The sequence below is a fragment of the Parabacteroides vesiculifaciens genome (genome assembly GCF_049860805.1).
Classification (GTDB): domain Bacteria; phylum Bacteroidota; class Bacteroidia; order Bacteroidales; family Tannerellaceae; genus Parabacteroides.
Genome location: NZ_CP187555.1, coordinates 2,496,409 through 2,513,865, shown reverse-complemented (window position 1 = coordinate 2,513,865; position 17,457 = coordinate 2,496,409). Strand labels below are relative to the sequence as shown.

Annotated in this window: 11 protein-coding genes; 9 read left to right on the top strand and 2 right to left on the bottom strand. The window is 45.5% G+C overall.

Translation table 11 applies throughout. The annotated features are described in order from the left end of the window. Nucleotide 1 precedes the first annotated feature (1 nt). The 3 genes from ACPYIV_RS10250 (at nucleotide 2) to ACPYIV_RS10240 (ending at nucleotide 4,009) form a co-directional block, all read left to right on the top strand. Complete coding sequence (locus ACPYIV_RS10250) at nucleotides 2-1,843, top strand: RagB/SusD family nutrient uptake outer membrane protein (RefSeq protein WP_293733581.1); 1,842 nt, start codon at nucleotides 2-4, stop codon at nucleotides 1,841-1,843. Between the two features lie 91 nt (nucleotides 1,844-1,934). Continuing rightward, nucleotides 1,935-2,996: a family 43 glycosylhydrolase gene (locus tag ACPYIV_RS10245; protein ID WP_293740438.1), complete on the top strand. Its 1,062-nt coding sequence runs from the start codon at nucleotides 1,935-1,937 to the stop codon at nucleotides 2,994-2,996. A gap of 17 nt (nucleotides 2,997-3,013) precedes the next feature. Continuing rightward, on the top strand, nucleotides 3,014-4,009 hold the full coding sequence (locus ACPYIV_RS10240; protein WP_293733583.1) for a glycoside hydrolase family 43 protein: 996 nt from the start codon (nucleotides 3,014-3,016) through the stop codon (nucleotides 4,007-4,009). A 112-nt stretch (nucleotides 4,010-4,121) separates the two neighbouring features. On the opposite strand, the gene ACPYIV_RS10235 is transcribed toward ACPYIV_RS10240, so the two are convergent. Beyond that, nucleotides 4,122-5,615: an IMP dehydrogenase gene (locus tag ACPYIV_RS10235; protein WP_293733584.1), complete on the bottom strand. Its 1,494-nt coding sequence runs from the start codon at nucleotides 5,613-5,615 to the stop codon at nucleotides 4,122-4,124. Nucleotides 5,616-5,719: 104 nt separating this feature from the next. Here ACPYIV_RS10235 and ACPYIV_RS10230 point away from each other — a divergent pair, with 104 nt between their 5' ends. From ACPYIV_RS10230 to ACPYIV_RS10205, 6 genes are all read left to right on the top strand, one after another. Further along, a complete protein-coding gene (locus ACPYIV_RS10230) occupies nucleotides 5,720-6,427 on the top strand; it encodes a pirin family protein (protein ID WP_293733585.1) in 708 nt (235 codons plus the stop codon). Between the two features lie 980 nt (nucleotides 6,428-7,407). After that, nucleotides 7,408-10,452, top strand: a complete 3,045-nt coding sequence (locus tag ACPYIV_RS10225; RefSeq protein ID WP_425886459.1) for a SusC/RagA family TonB-linked outer membrane protein — start codon at nucleotides 7,408-7,410, stop codon at nucleotides 10,450-10,452. Nucleotides 10,453-10,465: 13 nt separating this feature from the next. Then, complete coding sequence (locus ACPYIV_RS10220) at nucleotides 10,466-12,187, top strand: RagB/SusD family nutrient uptake outer membrane protein (RefSeq protein ID WP_293734318.1); 1,722 nt, start codon at nucleotides 10,466-10,468, stop codon at nucleotides 12,185-12,187. Between the two features lie 106 nt (nucleotides 12,188-12,293). Beyond that, the gene (locus ACPYIV_RS10215) at nucleotides 12,294-14,066 is read left to right on the top strand and encodes a DUF6057 family protein (protein ID WP_425886458.1); all 1,773 of its coding nucleotides are present in this window, start codon (nucleotides 12,294-12,296) and stop codon (nucleotides 14,064-14,066) included. A gap of 3 nt (nucleotides 14,067-14,069) precedes the next feature. Then, nucleotides 14,070-15,521, top strand: a complete 1,452-nt coding sequence (locus ACPYIV_RS10210) for a TolB family protein (protein ID WP_425886457.1) — start codon at nucleotides 14,070-14,072, stop codon at nucleotides 15,519-15,521. A 182-nt stretch (nucleotides 15,522-15,703) separates the two neighbouring features. Next, on the top strand, nucleotides 15,704-15,874 hold the full coding sequence (locus ACPYIV_RS10205; RefSeq protein WP_293734321.1) for a hypothetical protein: 171 nt from the start codon (nucleotides 15,704-15,706) through the stop codon (nucleotides 15,872-15,874). Nucleotides 15,875-16,136: 262 nt separating this feature from the next. Here ACPYIV_RS10205 and ACPYIV_RS10200 read toward each other — a convergent pair whose 3' ends face one another. Then, the gene (locus ACPYIV_RS10200; protein WP_425886456.1) at nucleotides 16,137-17,423 is read right to left on the bottom strand and encodes a M64 family metallopeptidase; all 1,287 of its coding nucleotides are present in this window, start codon (nucleotides 17,421-17,423) and stop codon (nucleotides 16,137-16,139) included. Nucleotides 17,424-17,457: the final 34 nt, after the last annotated feature.

Below are 17,457 nucleotides of genomic sequence, written 5' to 3'. Positions count from 1 at the left end.
TATGAACAAGAATAATTTTGGAATTATAAAAAACACGACAAAACTTTTTTCAGCAACAGTTTTGTCTGGTTTGTTCCTGACCGGTTGTGTGGATATGGATTTGACTCCGAAAAATCAGCCGAGCGAAGGAGAGGTTTGGGCGGATGCCACGATGGCCGAACAGACCGTGACCGGTCTCTATAATGGATTGAACCATTTGTATAATGATAATTACAATATGTGGTTCGATTGCTTCTCGGCAACGATGGACCGCGATGCGAACTGGCGTAACTTCGGTATGTTGTTTGGCAATCAGACGACTTCCGGAGACGGACCGAGTTGGATTTGGCATGACAATTATAAGTTTATCATCCGTTGCAATGACGTGATTGCCAATATGCCGGACGTGGTTGGCCTTCCGGAAGCGAAGAAAGCACGTCTGATCGCAGAAGCCAAATTCCTTCGTAGCTATTGGTATTATGAATTGAACTTGCTGTTCGGCGGTGTACCCTATTACACGGAGCCGATTAAGGACATTGATGAAGCGAAGGGTAGCCGTCTTCCCATGACGGATCTCTGGAATGAACTGGTTAAGGATTTGACCGATTGCATCAACGAGCCTAACTTGCCGGACAAATACAACAGCGGCGACAATGATTACGGCCACATTACGAAAGGGGCAGCTTATGCACTTAGAGGCAAGATCTACCTGTGGTTGGAAAACTGGGCATCTGCCGAAGCCGATTTCAAAAAGGTCGGTGATTGTGGTTATCGCCTGTTCACTTCCGGCGCGGATGCTTATAAAAAGTTGTTCAAGGAAGCCAACGAGCAATGTGATGAGATGATTTTCTCCGTCCAGTGTATCGAAGAGGATGGTTATTGGAACTCTAAGAATCGGGGGTTTGGTAACCGTTGTACCTATGGCTCCATGTGGAATAACTATTTGGTCAATCCGGATTTCGTCGATACCTACGAATGTGCGGACGGTAGCAAGTTCGACTGGTCGAAGGTCATTCCCGAGTATTATAAGCTGACGGTCAACGAACGCCGTGTCTTCTTCCTGCGCGATAACCTGACTGAATCAGAAATTGCCAACGCGAAAGAACAGGGTGCCAATATGGATTATTATCTGCCGAACGGCAACGAAGCTCGCATACGCAAGGCTTACGATCAGCGTGATCCTCGTTTGGAAATGAGTGTCATTACGCCGTATGCTACTTATTTAGGAGGTGATGGAGGTTCTGATAACTACTTTACAAATCGCTATCCTTACCGTAACAAGTGGGCTGAGACGACCAATGCGGATGGATCGATTACCCGTGTGGGGCAAGATTTGCAAACTGATACGCAGGCGATGTTCTATTATCTGAACCGCAAATTCGTGACGGAAGGTGTTGGCGAAGGGAACCAAAAAGGAACCGGTATCGATATGCCGAAAATCCGGTATGCCGATGTCCTGCTGAACCTCGCCGAGGCATTGAACGAACAGGGCAAGACGGACGAAGCGGTCGCTGTTGTCAATCAGGTGCGTGCCCGTGCCGGTGCCCAACTGCTCAACTCCAATGCTCCGACGACCGTGGCGGGACAGGCAGATATGCGCGAACGCATCCGGAACGAACGGTATTGGGAATTGCTTGGTGAAGACCTGATTTACTTCGATGAACTTCGTTGGAAGACTTGGAAGGACAAGAAGTTTGCCACATACGACGACAATGGCAAGCAGGTGGTGAACGGGCTGCGCCAGGTTTGGGGACAGGCCACTTATCATTATGCTTGGGGCGGAGACCATTACTGGTTGTATCCGATCCCGTATAACGAAACGCAGATGAACCCGAATATGGAACAGAATCCGGGTTGGAAGTAATGATTCGCTAAAAAAAGAAGCTGTTACAAAAGTTTATGTTTTTGATTCGTACTTTTGTAACAGCTTTTTTGATTAAAATAGATAGAAAACAATGAATGTAAAAGATTTTTTGATGCTCTCTTGTGCTGTCTGCTGTACGGCGTGCGGTGGGAGTGGTAATGACGGAAATTCGGGTAAACAGGATGTTCCGGAAGTCGATGATTCGCAACTCGCTTATCACAACCCGGTGATACGGATTGCCGCACCCGACCCGACAGCCATGCGGGCAAAAGACGGTTATTATTATTTGTATGCGACCGAAGATATCCGTAACCTTCCGATTTTCAAATCGAAAGATATGGTGGAATGGGAAGAGATCGGGACGGCTTTCACCGAAGAAACACGCCCGGACTTCTTGCCGGATAACAAGGATGTCAAGGAACGTGCCCATCTTTGGGCGCCGGAAATCCGCTATGTGAAAGGCAAATATGTGCTCTTCTATTCGTTGGCACAATGGGGCAATCACTGGGTCAGCACCATCGGTTATGCCGTTTCTGATTCTCCCGAAGGACCGTTCACGCCGAAAGGTAAAGTGTTCGACAGTCGCGAAGTGAATGTGGAGAACTCCATCGACCAGTATTTCTACGAGGAGGACGGCAAGTATTATATGCTTTGGGGCAGCTTTTTCGGCATCTACATCATGGAACTGGATGTGACGGATGATGTGACGATCACGCCTAAGCTCGACACCAAGCGTCAGATCGCCGGCAACGCTTACGAAGGGATCAATCTTTGGAAACGCAACGGTTACTACTACCTGATCGGCTCCATCGGTTCCTGTTGCGAAGGACAGAAGAGCACCTATACGACCGTTGTGGGACGTTCGAAAGAGCTCTTCGGCCCGTATGTCGATAAACAGGGTGGGCAGATGTTGGACAACAAGCATGAAGTTATCCTTCATAAGAACGACCGTTTTGTCGGTACCGGCCACAACTCCACTCTTCTCGAAGATGATGAAAAGAACACATGGATGCTTTATCACGCCTTTGAACTGGAACGCTTGGACGCACAACGGCAGGTGTTGTTAGACCGTATCTTGTGGGATGCAGAAGGATGGCCTTATGTAGATAAGTTGGAACCTTCTTACGGTGCGTTCCGTCCGGTCATTAAATAATAATTAAATGTATAGTCATGAATAAGAAATGGTTTGTATTGTTGTTTTCACTCTCCCTTTGCTTTTGCATGAGTTGTTCGGATTCCGGGTCTGACAAAAAGGAAGAGGGAGGAACGGAGGAGGAAAAGCCGATAACCGTTTTGTCGCAAACGGTTCCGCTGGCAGATCCTTATGTCTTGGTGCACGACAGCCTGTATTATATTTACGGGACGAATGTCGGGACCGGATTTGATGTCTATTATTCCAAAGACCTCGAACATTGGGAGCGGGCTTCGGCTTTGTCGCTTAGCCATACGAATTCGTACGGTGAGTCGATGTTCTGGGCGCCGGAAGTCTATTATGTCGAAAAAGAGAAGAAGTTCTATATGTTCTATTCGACGGAAGAGCATATCTGTGTCGCTACGGCAGACTCTCCTTTAGGACCGTTCAAGCAGGACGAACATAAGCCGATCCGCGAGGAAAAGAGCATTGATACCTCTGTCTTTTTTGATGAAGACGGGAAGGCCTATCTCTATTTCGTTCGCTTCAATGACGGCAATGTCATTTGGTGTGCAGAGCTGAAAGAAAACTTGAAAGAGATAAAGGAAGAGACCCTGACGCAATGCTTCAAAGCCGAAGAACCGTGGGAATTGGTTCTCCCCAAAGTCGTGGAAGGCCCCTCTGTCTTGAAACAGGATGGTGTTTACTACTTGGTTTATTCGGCAAACGGCTATACAAGCCAGGATTATGCTGTCGGTTTTGCCACCTCCGATTCACCTTTCGGCCCGTGGAAAAAGTACGAAGGCAATCCGGTATTGCATAGGTATGATGGCTTGGTCGGTGTCGGCCATGGTGCTCCTTTTGTGGATCGGGATGGCAAGATGCGTTATGTCTTCCATGCGCATAAGAGCGAGTCGGAGATACATCCCCGCAATTCGTTTGTTGTGGATATGTCGGTCAAAGACGGCCTTGTTTCGATAGGTGGCAACCTTGTGCGTCCAATGGTGGTAGATAGACTTCCTGCCGGCAAATAGGATGGAAAAATAAAGTTATGCTTTACGGGTGGTAACCCTATGGGTTAGGATAGAAAACCCTATGCATTCGCTTCCGTAATGCATAGGGTTTTGTGTTAAGTGTGATTTTCTGTTAGTTCTGCTCCTTCAAAATCACATCATGCGCACCGCCTTCCACGATACTGGTTGAAGAGACCAGTGTGATTTTGGCGTTCTTTTGCAGATCGGGGATGGTGATAGCTCCGCAACTGCACATCGTGGCGATTATTTTGCCTAATGTGAGGTTGAGGTTGTCTTTCATCTTACCGGCATAGGGAACATAGCTGTCGACGCCCTCTTCGAACTTAAGCGCTTCGCTGCCGCCCATATCGTAACGCTGCCAGTTCTTGGCGCGGTTCGAGCCTTCACCCCAGTATTCTTTCACGAAGTTGTTACCGATCTTCATCTTCTTTGTAGGAGATTCGTCGAAACGGGCGAAATAACGTCCCATCATCAGGAAGTCCGCACCCATCGCTAAAGCAAGAACCATGTGATAGTCATGTACCAAGCCGCCGTCGCTGCAAATAGGCACATAAATACCTGTCTTTTTCATATATTCGTCGCGTGCCTGTGCCACGTCGATCAACGCTGTTGCCTGTCCGCGGCCGATACCTTTCTGTTCGCGGGTGATACAGATGGAACCGCCACCGATACCCACCTTGATGAAATCAGCTCCGGCTTCGACCAAGTAGTCGAAACCTTCCTTGTCGACAACATTGCCGGCACCGACCAGCACCTTGTCACCATAGTTTTTCTTGATCCATTGCAGAGTTTCCTGCTGCCATTCGGAATAGCCGTCGGACGAGTCGATGCACAAGACATCGACACCCGCTTCAACCAACGCAGGAACACGTTCCATATAGTCGCGTGTGTTGATTCCGGCTCCTACAAGCAGTTTCTTATCGCTGCCGGACAACTCTTTCGGATTGTCGCGGTGGCTGTCGTAGTCTTTGCGGAAGACGAAATATTGCAAGTTCTGCTCCTTGTCGATGATCGGCAACGTATTCAGTTTGTGATCCCAGATGATCTGGTTGGCTTCACTCAACGTCATGCCCAGTTCGCCGACGATCAGTTTGGAGAACGGAGTCATGAATTCTTTCACCTTCTTGTCGGGAGAATCCTTTTCCGCACGATAGTCGCGGCTGGTCACCATTCCCAGCAATTTACCGTTAGGAGTACCGTCGTCCGTCACACCGATCGTAGAGTGTTCGGTGCGCTGTACCAGAGCGATTACATCTGCCAGCGTATTTTCGGGAGTCAGATTGGAGTCGCTGATTACGAATCCGGCTTTGAACTTTTTTACTCTCCGAACCATTTCAGCCTGGCTGTCGATAGGTTGTGAACCGAAGATGAAAGACAGTCCACCGTTGCGGGCCAGTTCGATGGCCAACTTGGGACCGGACACAGATTGCATGATCGCTGAAACGAAAGGAATGTTTAACTCGATCGCTGGCTTTTCGCCCACTTTGTGTTTCACAAGCGGAGTTTTCAGCGAAACGTTGGTTGGCACACATTGTTTGGTGGTTAAACCGGGAATAAGCAAGTATTCACCGAATGTTCTTGATACATCGTTTAAGTAAACTGCCATAGTGTTTATATTTACTGGATGATTTTATTAGGGTACAAAAGTACTAAAAACTTTTCTTCCTTTCATAATGTTCTATAGACGTAATTAATAAAGGAGAATTATTTATGAAAACAGTACTGGATAAAGCCAATACTCGCGGGTATGCAAATCATGGATGGCTGAAGACCCATCATACTTTTAGTTTTGCTAATTACTACAACCCGAAGCGAGTACATTTTGGCATGCTTCGTGTCCTGAATGACGACTCTGTCGCTCCGGGAGAGGGCTTCGATACACATCCACACAAGAATATGGAAGTAATCTCTATCCCGTTGAAAGGATATCTGCGTCACGGCGACAGTATCCGAAACAGCGAAGTGATTACTCCGGGCGATATCCAGGTGATGAGTGCAGGTACGGGGATTTCCCATAGCGAGTTCAACGACAGCGGTGAAGAGCAGTTGGATTTCCTTCAGATCTGGGTGTTCCCGCGTGAGGAGAATACAGAACCCCATTATAAGAGCTATGATATCCGTCCCGTTCTGAAGAAAAATGAATTAGGACTGATGATTGCACCGGACGGTTCCGCCCCGGCTTCCATCAACCAGGATGCGTGGTTTTCGATGGGTACGTTGGATGCGGGACTGGTGAAGGAATACAAATTGCATAGCCCGAAGAACGGAGTTTATCTGTTTGTGATCGAAGGCGAGGTTGAGGTTGCCAACACGGTTCTTTCCAAACGTGACGGCGCCGGTTTCTGGGACACCGACAGCATTGCCATAGAGGTCCTGAAACACGCGACCGTGCTTTTGATGGAAGTTCCGATGGAATGATCTTTGTCAAAATGACAAAACGTCAAATTGGCTTCGGTTTCTATTGACTAAGGATCGGGAGATTGCGTTTATCGTCTTCTCGCGGAGATAAGGATTTCCGTTTTGCTACCGGAATGGAGCTATATGAATCTTTTTGTTTGCTGAAGGAATGCCAATAGGCTTATGTCTGCCGGTCGTGATAGAAATAGTCGAGGGTAGCAGGCAAAATGATTATCCGGAACAGTCCGTCCGGTAGATGCTTCCAGACAAAATAGAATGTCTCCGACGATGGTTTTTCTCAGAATAGGGGACTATGTCTTATAAAAGTGCCGACTTTCTTGCATGAAGGTCGGCACTTTTTATGTACAAGGTTCTTATATTCCTGCCCGTACATACCTATGTATGTACAGGGAAGCCTTTTCATACCTTTATATAAATTCAATTGGAGAAATTTCTTGTTGGAAAGAAAAGTACTACAGTCTTAATAGAACTATGGTATTTTTACAAACGTACCGTGTATTGTGATTAAAAATTTATTAAAAACACATTACAAACTTTTACTTTGGGTATGTTTTAACATATACCTTTTAGTTGGGCGTAAAATTAAATAAAAATGTTCAAATAAAAGAATCGGTTTCCAAAAAAGTTTCAAAGGAAGATACGTTGAAAAGTTCTTAAAGTACTTTAATGTGCTACTACAGATATACTTATTTATTTGAAAAACTTCTTTTGAAGAGATGAAAGTAAAACCAGTAGCCGCTTTTGTTAATATTCAAACCATATCATAAAAGTCGAAAACAAGTACCATAGTTCTATTAAGACTATAGTCATTTTAACTGCCTGTATTAAATAAAAATAGTTTATATGGACAACTTAAATATATAGGCCTATGAGATAGGAATAGAGAAAACTGACAGAAAGACTTTAGGTCTTATTTAGAGTGTGATAAGCTTCAGGCTTAGATCGATTTATTATTAACCTTTTTATAATAATACAAGAAAATGCAACAGAAACAGAATTGTGACCTTCCTATAGGTTGGAATGGTTCAATATCTCGAATGACAAAGATCACTTGCGGATTGCTCTTTTGTTTGACGACAGGAGTATTCGCCGCCGGTGAAAAAGCAGAATTGTTAACTTCGAATCGAATTGAGAGTGCAGTACCTGATCAAGTAGGGAAAACAGTTACTATTACGGTACAAGATGAAATGGGACCGGTTATTGGGGCTAATGTTGTTGTGAAAGGAACAACAAACGGGAATATTTCCGATATGGATGGTAAAGTTATCCTACAGAATGTTCCAAACAATGCGACGCTCGTCGTTTCCTATATCGGTTATATTACCCAGGAAGTGAAAATCGGGAATCTTGCAACAATCAACGTTAAGTTAGTTGAAGATGCCAAAGCATTGGAAGAAGTCGTGGTGATCGGTTACGGTTCTTTGGACAAGAAGCAGGTAACCAGTGCAATCACCTCGTTGAAAGCAGACGATCTGATGGTCGGTGTGAGTGGAGCGGATATTTCTTCGGCTTTGCAGGGCAAGATCGGCGGTTTGGTGATGTATAACTTGGGTAGTGCCAATGCAGGTACGACTTTTCAGCTGCGTGGTATGACTTCTATCAAATCAGGAAAAGAACCTCTTATCGTGATCGACGGTTTTCCCGGTGGTGATATCCGTTCGCTGACGCAGGATGATATCAAGTCTATCGATGTTTTGAAAGACGGTTCTGCCGGTGCTATTTACGGTACTCGTGCTGCTGCCGGTGTGATTTTGATTACAACGAAGAGCGGTTCGGACACGAATGGTAAAGTAAAACTCACGTATAGCAACGAGTTCACGAAGAAACAAAACTACAATGCTCCGGAGATGTTGTCCGGACGCGAATATGCCGAACATAATATTGGTACGGATTACGGTTCCGATACAAACTGGTGGGATGAGATGATCAATAAGGATAACTTCTCTCAAAAACACCATTTGGCGTTGGAAATGGGTACGGAGAAAGCGCAAGTTTATACCTCTTTCTTTTATGAGAAGAACCAGGGGATCGCTTTACAGGATGAACGTCAGGATTATGGTGGACGTGTGAATGCTTCTTTCAAACTGTTTGACGACTGGTTGGAAGTTCGTCCATCTGTAGACTATCGCCAAGCAGCCCGTAACAACCATATCCCGAATTTCCAGCAGGCCATGCGTAATAATCCGACCCGTTCACCGTATGATTCGGAAAGCGAGACCGGTTATAATGTATGGAACAACGAATCATTGGACTATAATGTTGTGGCGGATGTCATGTTGGAAGATTTTTACGGGTTGGATAAATGGTTCAAACCGGAAGTAAACTTGAAGTTGAATATTAAACCTATTCCAGGTTTGAACTATCAGCAGATTATCGGATATGAAAACCGTCAATGGGAATTGCACCAATATTGGCCCAGTACGCATCGTAGTGAAATAGACAACTCACGTAAGGGACATGCTCATTTGTACTTTGAAAAAAAAGAACATTTGACTTCAGAAGGTTATTTCTCTTATATAAAAGACTTTAAAGGGGGGCATAACCTAAATGCGACAGCCGGTTATTCTTATTTTGAATATAACAAGGAATATTTCGGTATGGATAACTATAATTTTTCTGTCGATGGTATCAAGTATTGGGATATAGGCCAGGGCAGCTACTTGTCGGATGGCAAGGCTGGGATGAGTTCCAATAAGTCGGTAACAGAACGTCTGTTCTCGGTTTTTGCTCGTGCCAATTATTCATATCAGGATAAATATATGCTTTCTGCCTCTATCCGCCATGAAGGTTCTTCTAAGTTTGCTGCCGATAACCGTTGGGCGAATTTCTGGTCTGCAACAGCCGGTTGGCGTATTTCGAACGAAGAGTTCATGAAAGACTTCGAATGGTTGGACGACTTGAAAGTCCGTTTCGGTTATGGTGTGACGGGTAATAATGATTTTGATGCGACTTATATGGCCAATATGTTAGGATCAGATACGAACTGGATGATGCCGAACGGTACATGGGCTTATTCGTATGGCAAATCACAAAATGTCAATCCGAACTTAGGATGGGAAGAAAAGAAGGAATGGAACTTGGGTGCTGATTATTCTTTCTTTAATGGTCGTTTGTATGGTAAGTTCGACTACTATCGCCGTAAGGTGGACAACCTGTTGTTTGAAGTAAAGGTCCCGCAACCGCCTTATACGCAAGGCAGCCAGATGCAGAATATCGGTTCGATGGAAAGTAAAGGTTGGGAATTTGAAGTCGGTGGCGATATTATCCGGACAAAAGATTTCACTTGGTCATCCAATATAAACCTGAGTCATAACAAAGGAAAGATCCTGACTTTGGAAGGCGACAACTCCTATCATAATGGTAACGGCTTCGTAGCTCCGGGTTCTCCGGGTGATGCCGCTCGTATGGAAGCTGGTTCGACTATTGGTTCTTTCTATATCTGGAAGTTCGCCGGATTCGATGATGAAGGTAGTTTCTTGTTGTATAACAAAGATGGCGAAGTGATTCCGGCCGCTCAAAAGACGGAGAACGACAAACAGTTCATCGGTAATTATACCCCTAAATTGATTATCGGCTGGAGCCATACATTGACGTACAAGAATTTCGACTTAGGTATCAATTTGCGTAGTTGGATTGATTTCGACGTGTATAATACGATCAATATGTATTACGGTATCCAAGGCCAAGGCAACTTGAATGTTTTGAAAGACGCTTACGGAAAGTTCAACCACATCAAGGGTGAAAAGCAGATTTGCGACTACTATCTGGAAGACGGTACGTTCTTAAAGATCGATGCCATCACATTGGGTTATACGCTTCCGATGAAGAAGTACACGAATAATCTGATCGACCGTATCCGTATTTACGGTACGGTAGGTAACGTTTGTACGATCACCGGCTATAGCGGTATGAACCCGGAAGTCAATATCACCGGTTGGGATCAAGGTACGGAAAAATTCTGGGATGTAGACCGTTTCTATCCAGTTACCCGTACTTGGACATTAGGTATGCAGTTTAACTTCTAATACAGATTCTAAGATGAAAAAGAAAAATATATTCCAATTGTTTTTATCCGGAGTGATCTGCCTGATGTGCGCTACTTCTTGTAGTGTCGAACCTGATTTTTATTCGCAGGTAGTTCCGGAAACGTTCTACAGTTCTCAGGATGCCGTATGGCAACGTTTCAACCGTCCGTTTACACATTGGCGTTGGTATATCGCCCATAATGATCCCCGTTGGGCGTTGCAAGAGCTGGGAACTGATGAGTATTGCCTGCCGACACGTGGAAGCGACTGGTATGACGGGGCGAACTATCAGAAGTTCCACCATCATGAATATACGGAAGATATGACACGTATAGAAACAGGCTGGACAAATTTTGCAATGGGAGTCGCTTTGTCTTGGGATGCGTTGGAAGATTTGGAAAAAGTAGATTTCGATGCATTAGGCTTCCCCGAGGGCACACGTGAATCCATGTTGAACCAGCAGCGTGTGTTGGCTGCTTCGTTCTATATAGACGGTTTGGATTTTTTCGGAGGAGTACCTCTGTACACGACGACCCAAAGCGAAGTGAAAGGACGTTCGACAGATGTCGAGACTTTCAACTTCATCGACTCCTTACTTAAGATTGCCGTTCCCAACCTTCCGGTCAAGGAAACATTGGGAGGAATGGAAACCGGTTCGATCAACCGTGCTGCCGGAGCAGCTTTGCAGGCTCGCTTGTACTTCAATGCCAAATCTTATATCGGTAAGGAGATGTTTACGGAGGCAGCCCAGATTTGCCAGGATATTATCGACGGCAAATACGGCCAGTATGCTTTGGAATCAGACTGGACGAACATTTTCGGGTTCGACAACGAGCGTTGCCCTGAAATTATCTGGTCTGTGCCGAGTCAGAATGCAAAGACCGAAACAGATGGTATGTATTGGGGATGGCAGGTCCCCTATAATTATAAGAATTATTTAGGTGGTCTGGAAGGCTCCGGTTCGGATAATGGCATCGGTTTGATTCCGAGTCTGGATCCGACCGGCAAACCTTATCCGTATAAGTTGGGTGGGGCGTATGCGAAGTTCCATGATAAGGACATCCGTAAGCAACCCTATGTATATGAAGGCAACGGCAAATACCGCGGTATGTTTATCGTAGGCAAACTGGTGAATCCGCTGAATCCTGAATGGACTTGTACGGGTACACGTGAATATGCCGGAGAAGTCATCACGGTTGTAGACCAGGTCGCTTATTTTGCCAAAGTAGGAAAAGATCCGCAGTACCCGGATCTGGCTTCTTTGCCTTCAACGATTGCCACGGCAGAGGAAAACTCATGTGTACGTGTGACGAAACGCAGTCCGCGCCCGACTCAGGAAGAGTTCAAACGAAAAGGCGATCCGGATGTGCCGGTGATCCGTCTGGCCGAGATCTATTATATGCTGGCCGAATGCAAGATGCGTGCTGGTGACAAACAGGGGGCTGCCGGTCTGATCAATACGGTTCGCAAGCGTTATTTCGAAGGTGGCAACGATCCCGATCCGGTAACGGCCGCTAATCTGGACAAATACCGTATGTTGGACGAATGGCAATTGGAATTCTTGGCCGAGGGACGCCGCCGTACGGACTTGATCCGTTGGGATGCTTACGTGACGGAAGACTGGTGGGACCATAAAGCAACAAATAATCCCAACCTGAATCGTTTCCCGATCCATTACAGTCTGATCGGTGCTAATAACCTGCTGGAACAGAACCCGGGTTACGGTGATAAGTAGAAAGTGAAAAACTATAAAGTATAAATTCACTCTTTAGACCGGGGAAGAGAGGGATAGTCGCCAAAAGGTGAATTCCTCTCTTCTTTTTATCGAAAGCAATAGGGTTATGAAAGGTAGGATGCTTGTATTTTGGCTGTCCGTATTTGCTGGACTTTGGCTTTTCTTTTGGTCGTTCGGTACTTCCACGTTCCAACGGCAGGAAGAAGTGCAGTTGTTTATTCCCGAATGGGGAGTTATCCGGGATATGCTGTCTCTTCCCGGCGGTTTTTGTGCGGTTGCCGGACAGGCTTTGGTTCAATATTATACTTCTTCCCTGTTTGTGTTGTGGGTTAACAGCGCCTTCTTGTGTGTCATCGGTTTCTTGAGTTATTTGCTTTTGCAGGAGATTGCACCGCGTGGATATAATTTATTGCTTGCCTTATTCCCTGTTTTAGTATTGGTGAAAGCCCATACCAGCTCTTTTTATGTGCTGGACGGGACGATCGGGCTTTTCATTCTCCTTCTATTTTCTTATGTTTTTGTCCGTATCCGGAAACCGAAGGTGCAGTTGTTTTATGGTGTGGCAAGTGTATTTTTTATCTATGGCTTGGCTGGCCAGCTGGTGATGCTTTACGGTTTAGTCGTTGTTTTCACGAATATCTTGTGCCGGAGGAAAAAATGGTTTGGTTTGCTTGTTGTATGCTTGATCGGCTTGCTTTTGACTTATATCGATATTCGCTTGGCTGTCGGTATTCCGTTAACAGATGGAATTTACTCGGAAAGGTATCAGGAATCTCAATTGCAACCAGATTCTTATACATATTATATCTGGATTCGTTTTGTAGCCTTGCTCTTTATTCTTTTTATAATAGCCTTCTCAATGAGAGTTTTACACTGGAGAAAGCGCTTAGTAAGAGTCGCCGTTACAGGTTGCTGGTCAGTTCTCTTGTTTTGTTTTTCTACGTTTTGTTTGCCTGGACCCTATGAAGTATGGAACAATCGGATGAATGAATTATCCGTTTTGGAGCAAAGAAACGATTGGGACACAATTATCCGCGAGCAATCGGAGAATGGGACGATGAGTTGCGTAAGCCTTAACTATTTAAATATGGCATTAGCTCAAAAAGGCATTTTGGGTGACCGGTTGTTCCATTATGACCAAAAAGGTCCGCAAAGCCTTTTGGCTTCCTGGGACAGGACTTATTATATGAGTTGTCTGTTGAGTGACATCTATTATATGATCGGTGACATCAGTCTTTCGGAAGGATATGCTATGGAAGGCTTGACGCTTGCCAAACGGGGAGGAAGTCCCCGGATGCTTCAACGGTTGGTGAAGATCAGTTTGGTACGGAGAGATTTTGCTTTGGCAAATAAGTATCTAAATATACTCGACCGGTTGCCCCGCTATCGCCGTTGGGCGGAAAAATACGCCGTTTATGTCCATTATCCTGAAAGGATAAGACAGGATGAAGAACTTGGCATGAAGACAATGCCGGTCTCGCAACCGGATAATTTGCTTTGCTTAGTAGACATCGATAGCCTCTGGACAGGACATCTTTCGGAGCCGGGAGTAAATCGGGTAGCATGGGAATATTTGGGTTGTTCCTATCTGTTGGCAAAGGAGATGGAGAAGTTCAAGACATTCCTGTTGCATGCCGGAACGCTCTCAGAAGGACAAGCCCTTCCCGTTCATTTTCAGGAAGCGGCTTTGGTTTCAGCTATTGGAGATCTCTCTGTTCTTAAAAAAGTTACTATCAAGCCTGAAATAGTGCAACGTTACCAACAATTCGAAAAAGATATGCTGACGGCCCAAAATAGTAGTGACGGTCTTTCCTGGCTTTACCAGCAATATGGAGATACTTTCTGGTTTTATTATTATTGTAAAAAATCGAATGGATAGTCTATGACATATTTATATTTCTTGATCTGGTTGTGTATGATTGCTTTTTCAGCCTGCAACGATATGTTACCTGATGCTGAAGAGCTGAAAGGAGAGGCTGGGATTTTCCCGGATTATAAGGAGGTTACGATCCCCTGCAATATCGCTCCCCTGAACTTTAAGCTTGAAGAGCCTTGCAAAGCAATTGTTGTTCTATCCGGTAAGGACGGGCAGATACGCGTGGATTCGGATAACGGTTCTTTTCAATTCCCGGAGAAGAAGTGGCATCGGTTGCTCGACGTATCGGCAGGTGGGAGTATTTCGGTCGGAATCTATATCCGTAAAAGAGATAAATGGTTCCGATATCCTCCTTTTTCCATCCGGGTAGCCAGGGAGAAAATCGATCCCTATTTAGTTTATCGCCGTATCGCACCAGGTTACCGTATGTGGAACAGGATGGGGATTTATCAGCGTTGTCTGCAGGATTTTACGGAAAAGACTTTCCTTGATAATAAGCAGACAAATAATAATTGCATGAATTGTCATTCCTTCTGTATGCAGAATCCGGACAGGATGCTTTTCCACCAACGTGCGGTACACGCCGGTACTTATATGCTGACAGACGGTCATATCGAAAAGTTAGACACGAAGACTGAACGGACAATCTCCGCTTTAGTCTATCCTGCCTGGCATCCGTCAGGACGATATGTCGCATTCTCGACAAACGATACGAAGCAGGATTTTCATCTTTCGGATGCAAACCGGGTAGAAGTGTTCGACAATAAATCGGATGTAGTGGTCTATGATGTGGAAAGACATGAAATCATAACAGTTCCACACTTGTCTTCGGATGATAATATGGAAACCTTTCCGGCATTCTCGTCGGACGGTACACGGTTGTTTTTCTGTTCCGCACCGGCAAAGCTGATGCCTGAATCGTATCGAGAAATACGCTACAATCTTCAAAGCATAATTTTTGATCCGGAGAAACGTAGTTTCGGGCAGGCGATAGATACACTTTACAATGCGGAAGAGGAAGGGCGTAGCGCGAAGTTTCCGAGGGTATCGCCCGATGGCCGTTACCTGATGTACACGGTTTCCGATTATGGCAATTTTTCCATCTGGCATAAAGATGCGGATTTGCGGTTGCTGGATCTGGTGGCGCACAAAACAGATTCGCTCCCCGGTGTGAACAGCAACGATGTCGAAAGTTACCATTCCTGGAGCAGCAACGGCCGGTGGTTTGTTTTCAGCTCCCGCCGGGATGACGGGCTGTATACGCGCCCTTACATTTGTTATCTGGATGCAAGTGGTGTTCCCGGCAAACCTTTCCTGTTGCCTCAGAAAGAGACGGATTACTATGAACGTTCTCTTTTCTCCTTCAATATCCCCGAACTCATCCGGGGGAAAATCAAGGTCGATACTTATAAATTGATAGATATTAGCAAATATGGGGAAGCAAGAAGCCTGAAGTAATATGAATATGACAATAACCCCTTTTCGCTCGTTTTTCTATTTCATCTGAAAATCCGATTCATTTTGAACTTACATTTTATTCGGTTTAGATAAGCCTGAGGTGACAACAGGCGGTGTGAAGACGGCAGCTCATCCTAATATAGGTTTTGTATTGTCGGTCTGATTGCAAATAACCGGACAATGTGATAAATCTCAACTTCCGGAGAATCGAATATTTGCGGACAAAGTTGATCTGTATCCCGATTTCTCCAAAAGATTTTTCCCGCCTTTCCGCCGTGAGGTGCGCAGAACTTTCCCACGACGACCGTCTTCATCGCCGTGACGACCGTCTTCGTTGCCGTGAGTTGCCGTGATCATAGGTAGTGACGACCGTCTTCATGGCGATGAAGTCAATGTTCATGGCAATGAAGACGGTCGTCACGGGGAAAAACCGGCAAATAAATGAAAAAAGTCCGTTTTGTCTTCAATGAAGAGGCACTTGGACTTTTTTATCGTCAAGCTCCGTTAATTGTTAAATAACCTGTTTTTTACAATAAGTGATACCGCACTTGTATACCGGACCGATATAGCAGGGCCATCTTTGTGATCGGTTATTTAAATGTAGGAGCAATCGTTTTAGTTCGTTTTATCTGTCAGGAAATCGATCATCTGGAGAATGGCCCGTGAGCAAGCCGGGCAGAACGGGGCGTAATCGCGCATCATACAATGATCCATCGGACGATAAATTCCCTTGGACAGGTAGCCGCCTCCTTCGAATACACCGGCTTTATCCTTATGTCCGGCATCGAGCGGGGTAGGAATAGGAGTGCCGGCGGGTAACAGATTTTTCCATTTGTTGTCGAAATCGACTAAAGTCGTGATGTTCGGCTCCCACGGTTCGTATTTCAGGTTATAGAAATCCTGGTAAGCGACTTCCGATGAGAAATATTCGTCTGCCAGGCCGGCAAAGCTGTGTCCGAACTCATGTGTGAAGACAACAGGGGTACGTGGATTGTCGGCTGTCCCGCAAGCATAGAAGTTGTACATACCGCCACCGCCGTACATATCGGTGTTTATCAATAAGAATATGGCATCGCAAGGCACGTTCCAAACGGCATCGCGGATCGATTTCATATCCGGTGTAGTCAGGTAACGGTCTACCCCGAAGGTATAATAACCGGAGTTTAGAGCCGTATTCTTGAAGATACCTTTGCCGGAAATATCCGTACCTGATTCTTCCGATACCAGGCAGACGGCCCATACATTGAAGTCGTTGCGGCGTGTCGTGTAGGGGGGAGTAGCGAACAAGGCTTCTGTAAACCGTTTTGCATCTGCCACGAATTTCTCCTGTTCATCCGCCGTGTATCCTTCGGCAATGAAAACGAGATCCACCTTTTCCGGCGAATCGCCGTTTTTCAGTATCTGGTAGACTTTGTTATCTTTCAGTTTTCCCCGGTCGATGAAGATGCTTTTCGGGTCGACCTCCTGTTTTAGCAACGGATGAAACTGCATATCCGCCTTGTCGCGTGCCGTAATCTCTATATAAACAGGTGCTTTCGGGAAAGGAATGGAGGCACTGTTGGTCCAGGACTGTGTTTCCGTTTTGGCCTGTTCCGTCGAACGCCATTCTTCGAACAACGTATTGAAACCTCGTGAATAGATCAATTTATTCGTAGCCTTATCATATACATTGATATAGTAGCCGCCATAGTTGAACGGGTCGATCAGGTTCTTAACCGGACCGCCCCATACCGGCTCTTCACGTAATTGCTGGATAGCAGCTGATTGTGACTTTAGATTACCGCTCAGGGCAAAATCCACCCGGAGACTTTTCTTTTCGAAATACTTGTCAAAGTCATTCTGGGCAAATACGGAGATGCTGCAGAGAACGGCAAAAAGCAAAAGTGAAATCTTTGTTTTCATATTAGTATGCGTTATTATGTGTAATTTATACTCG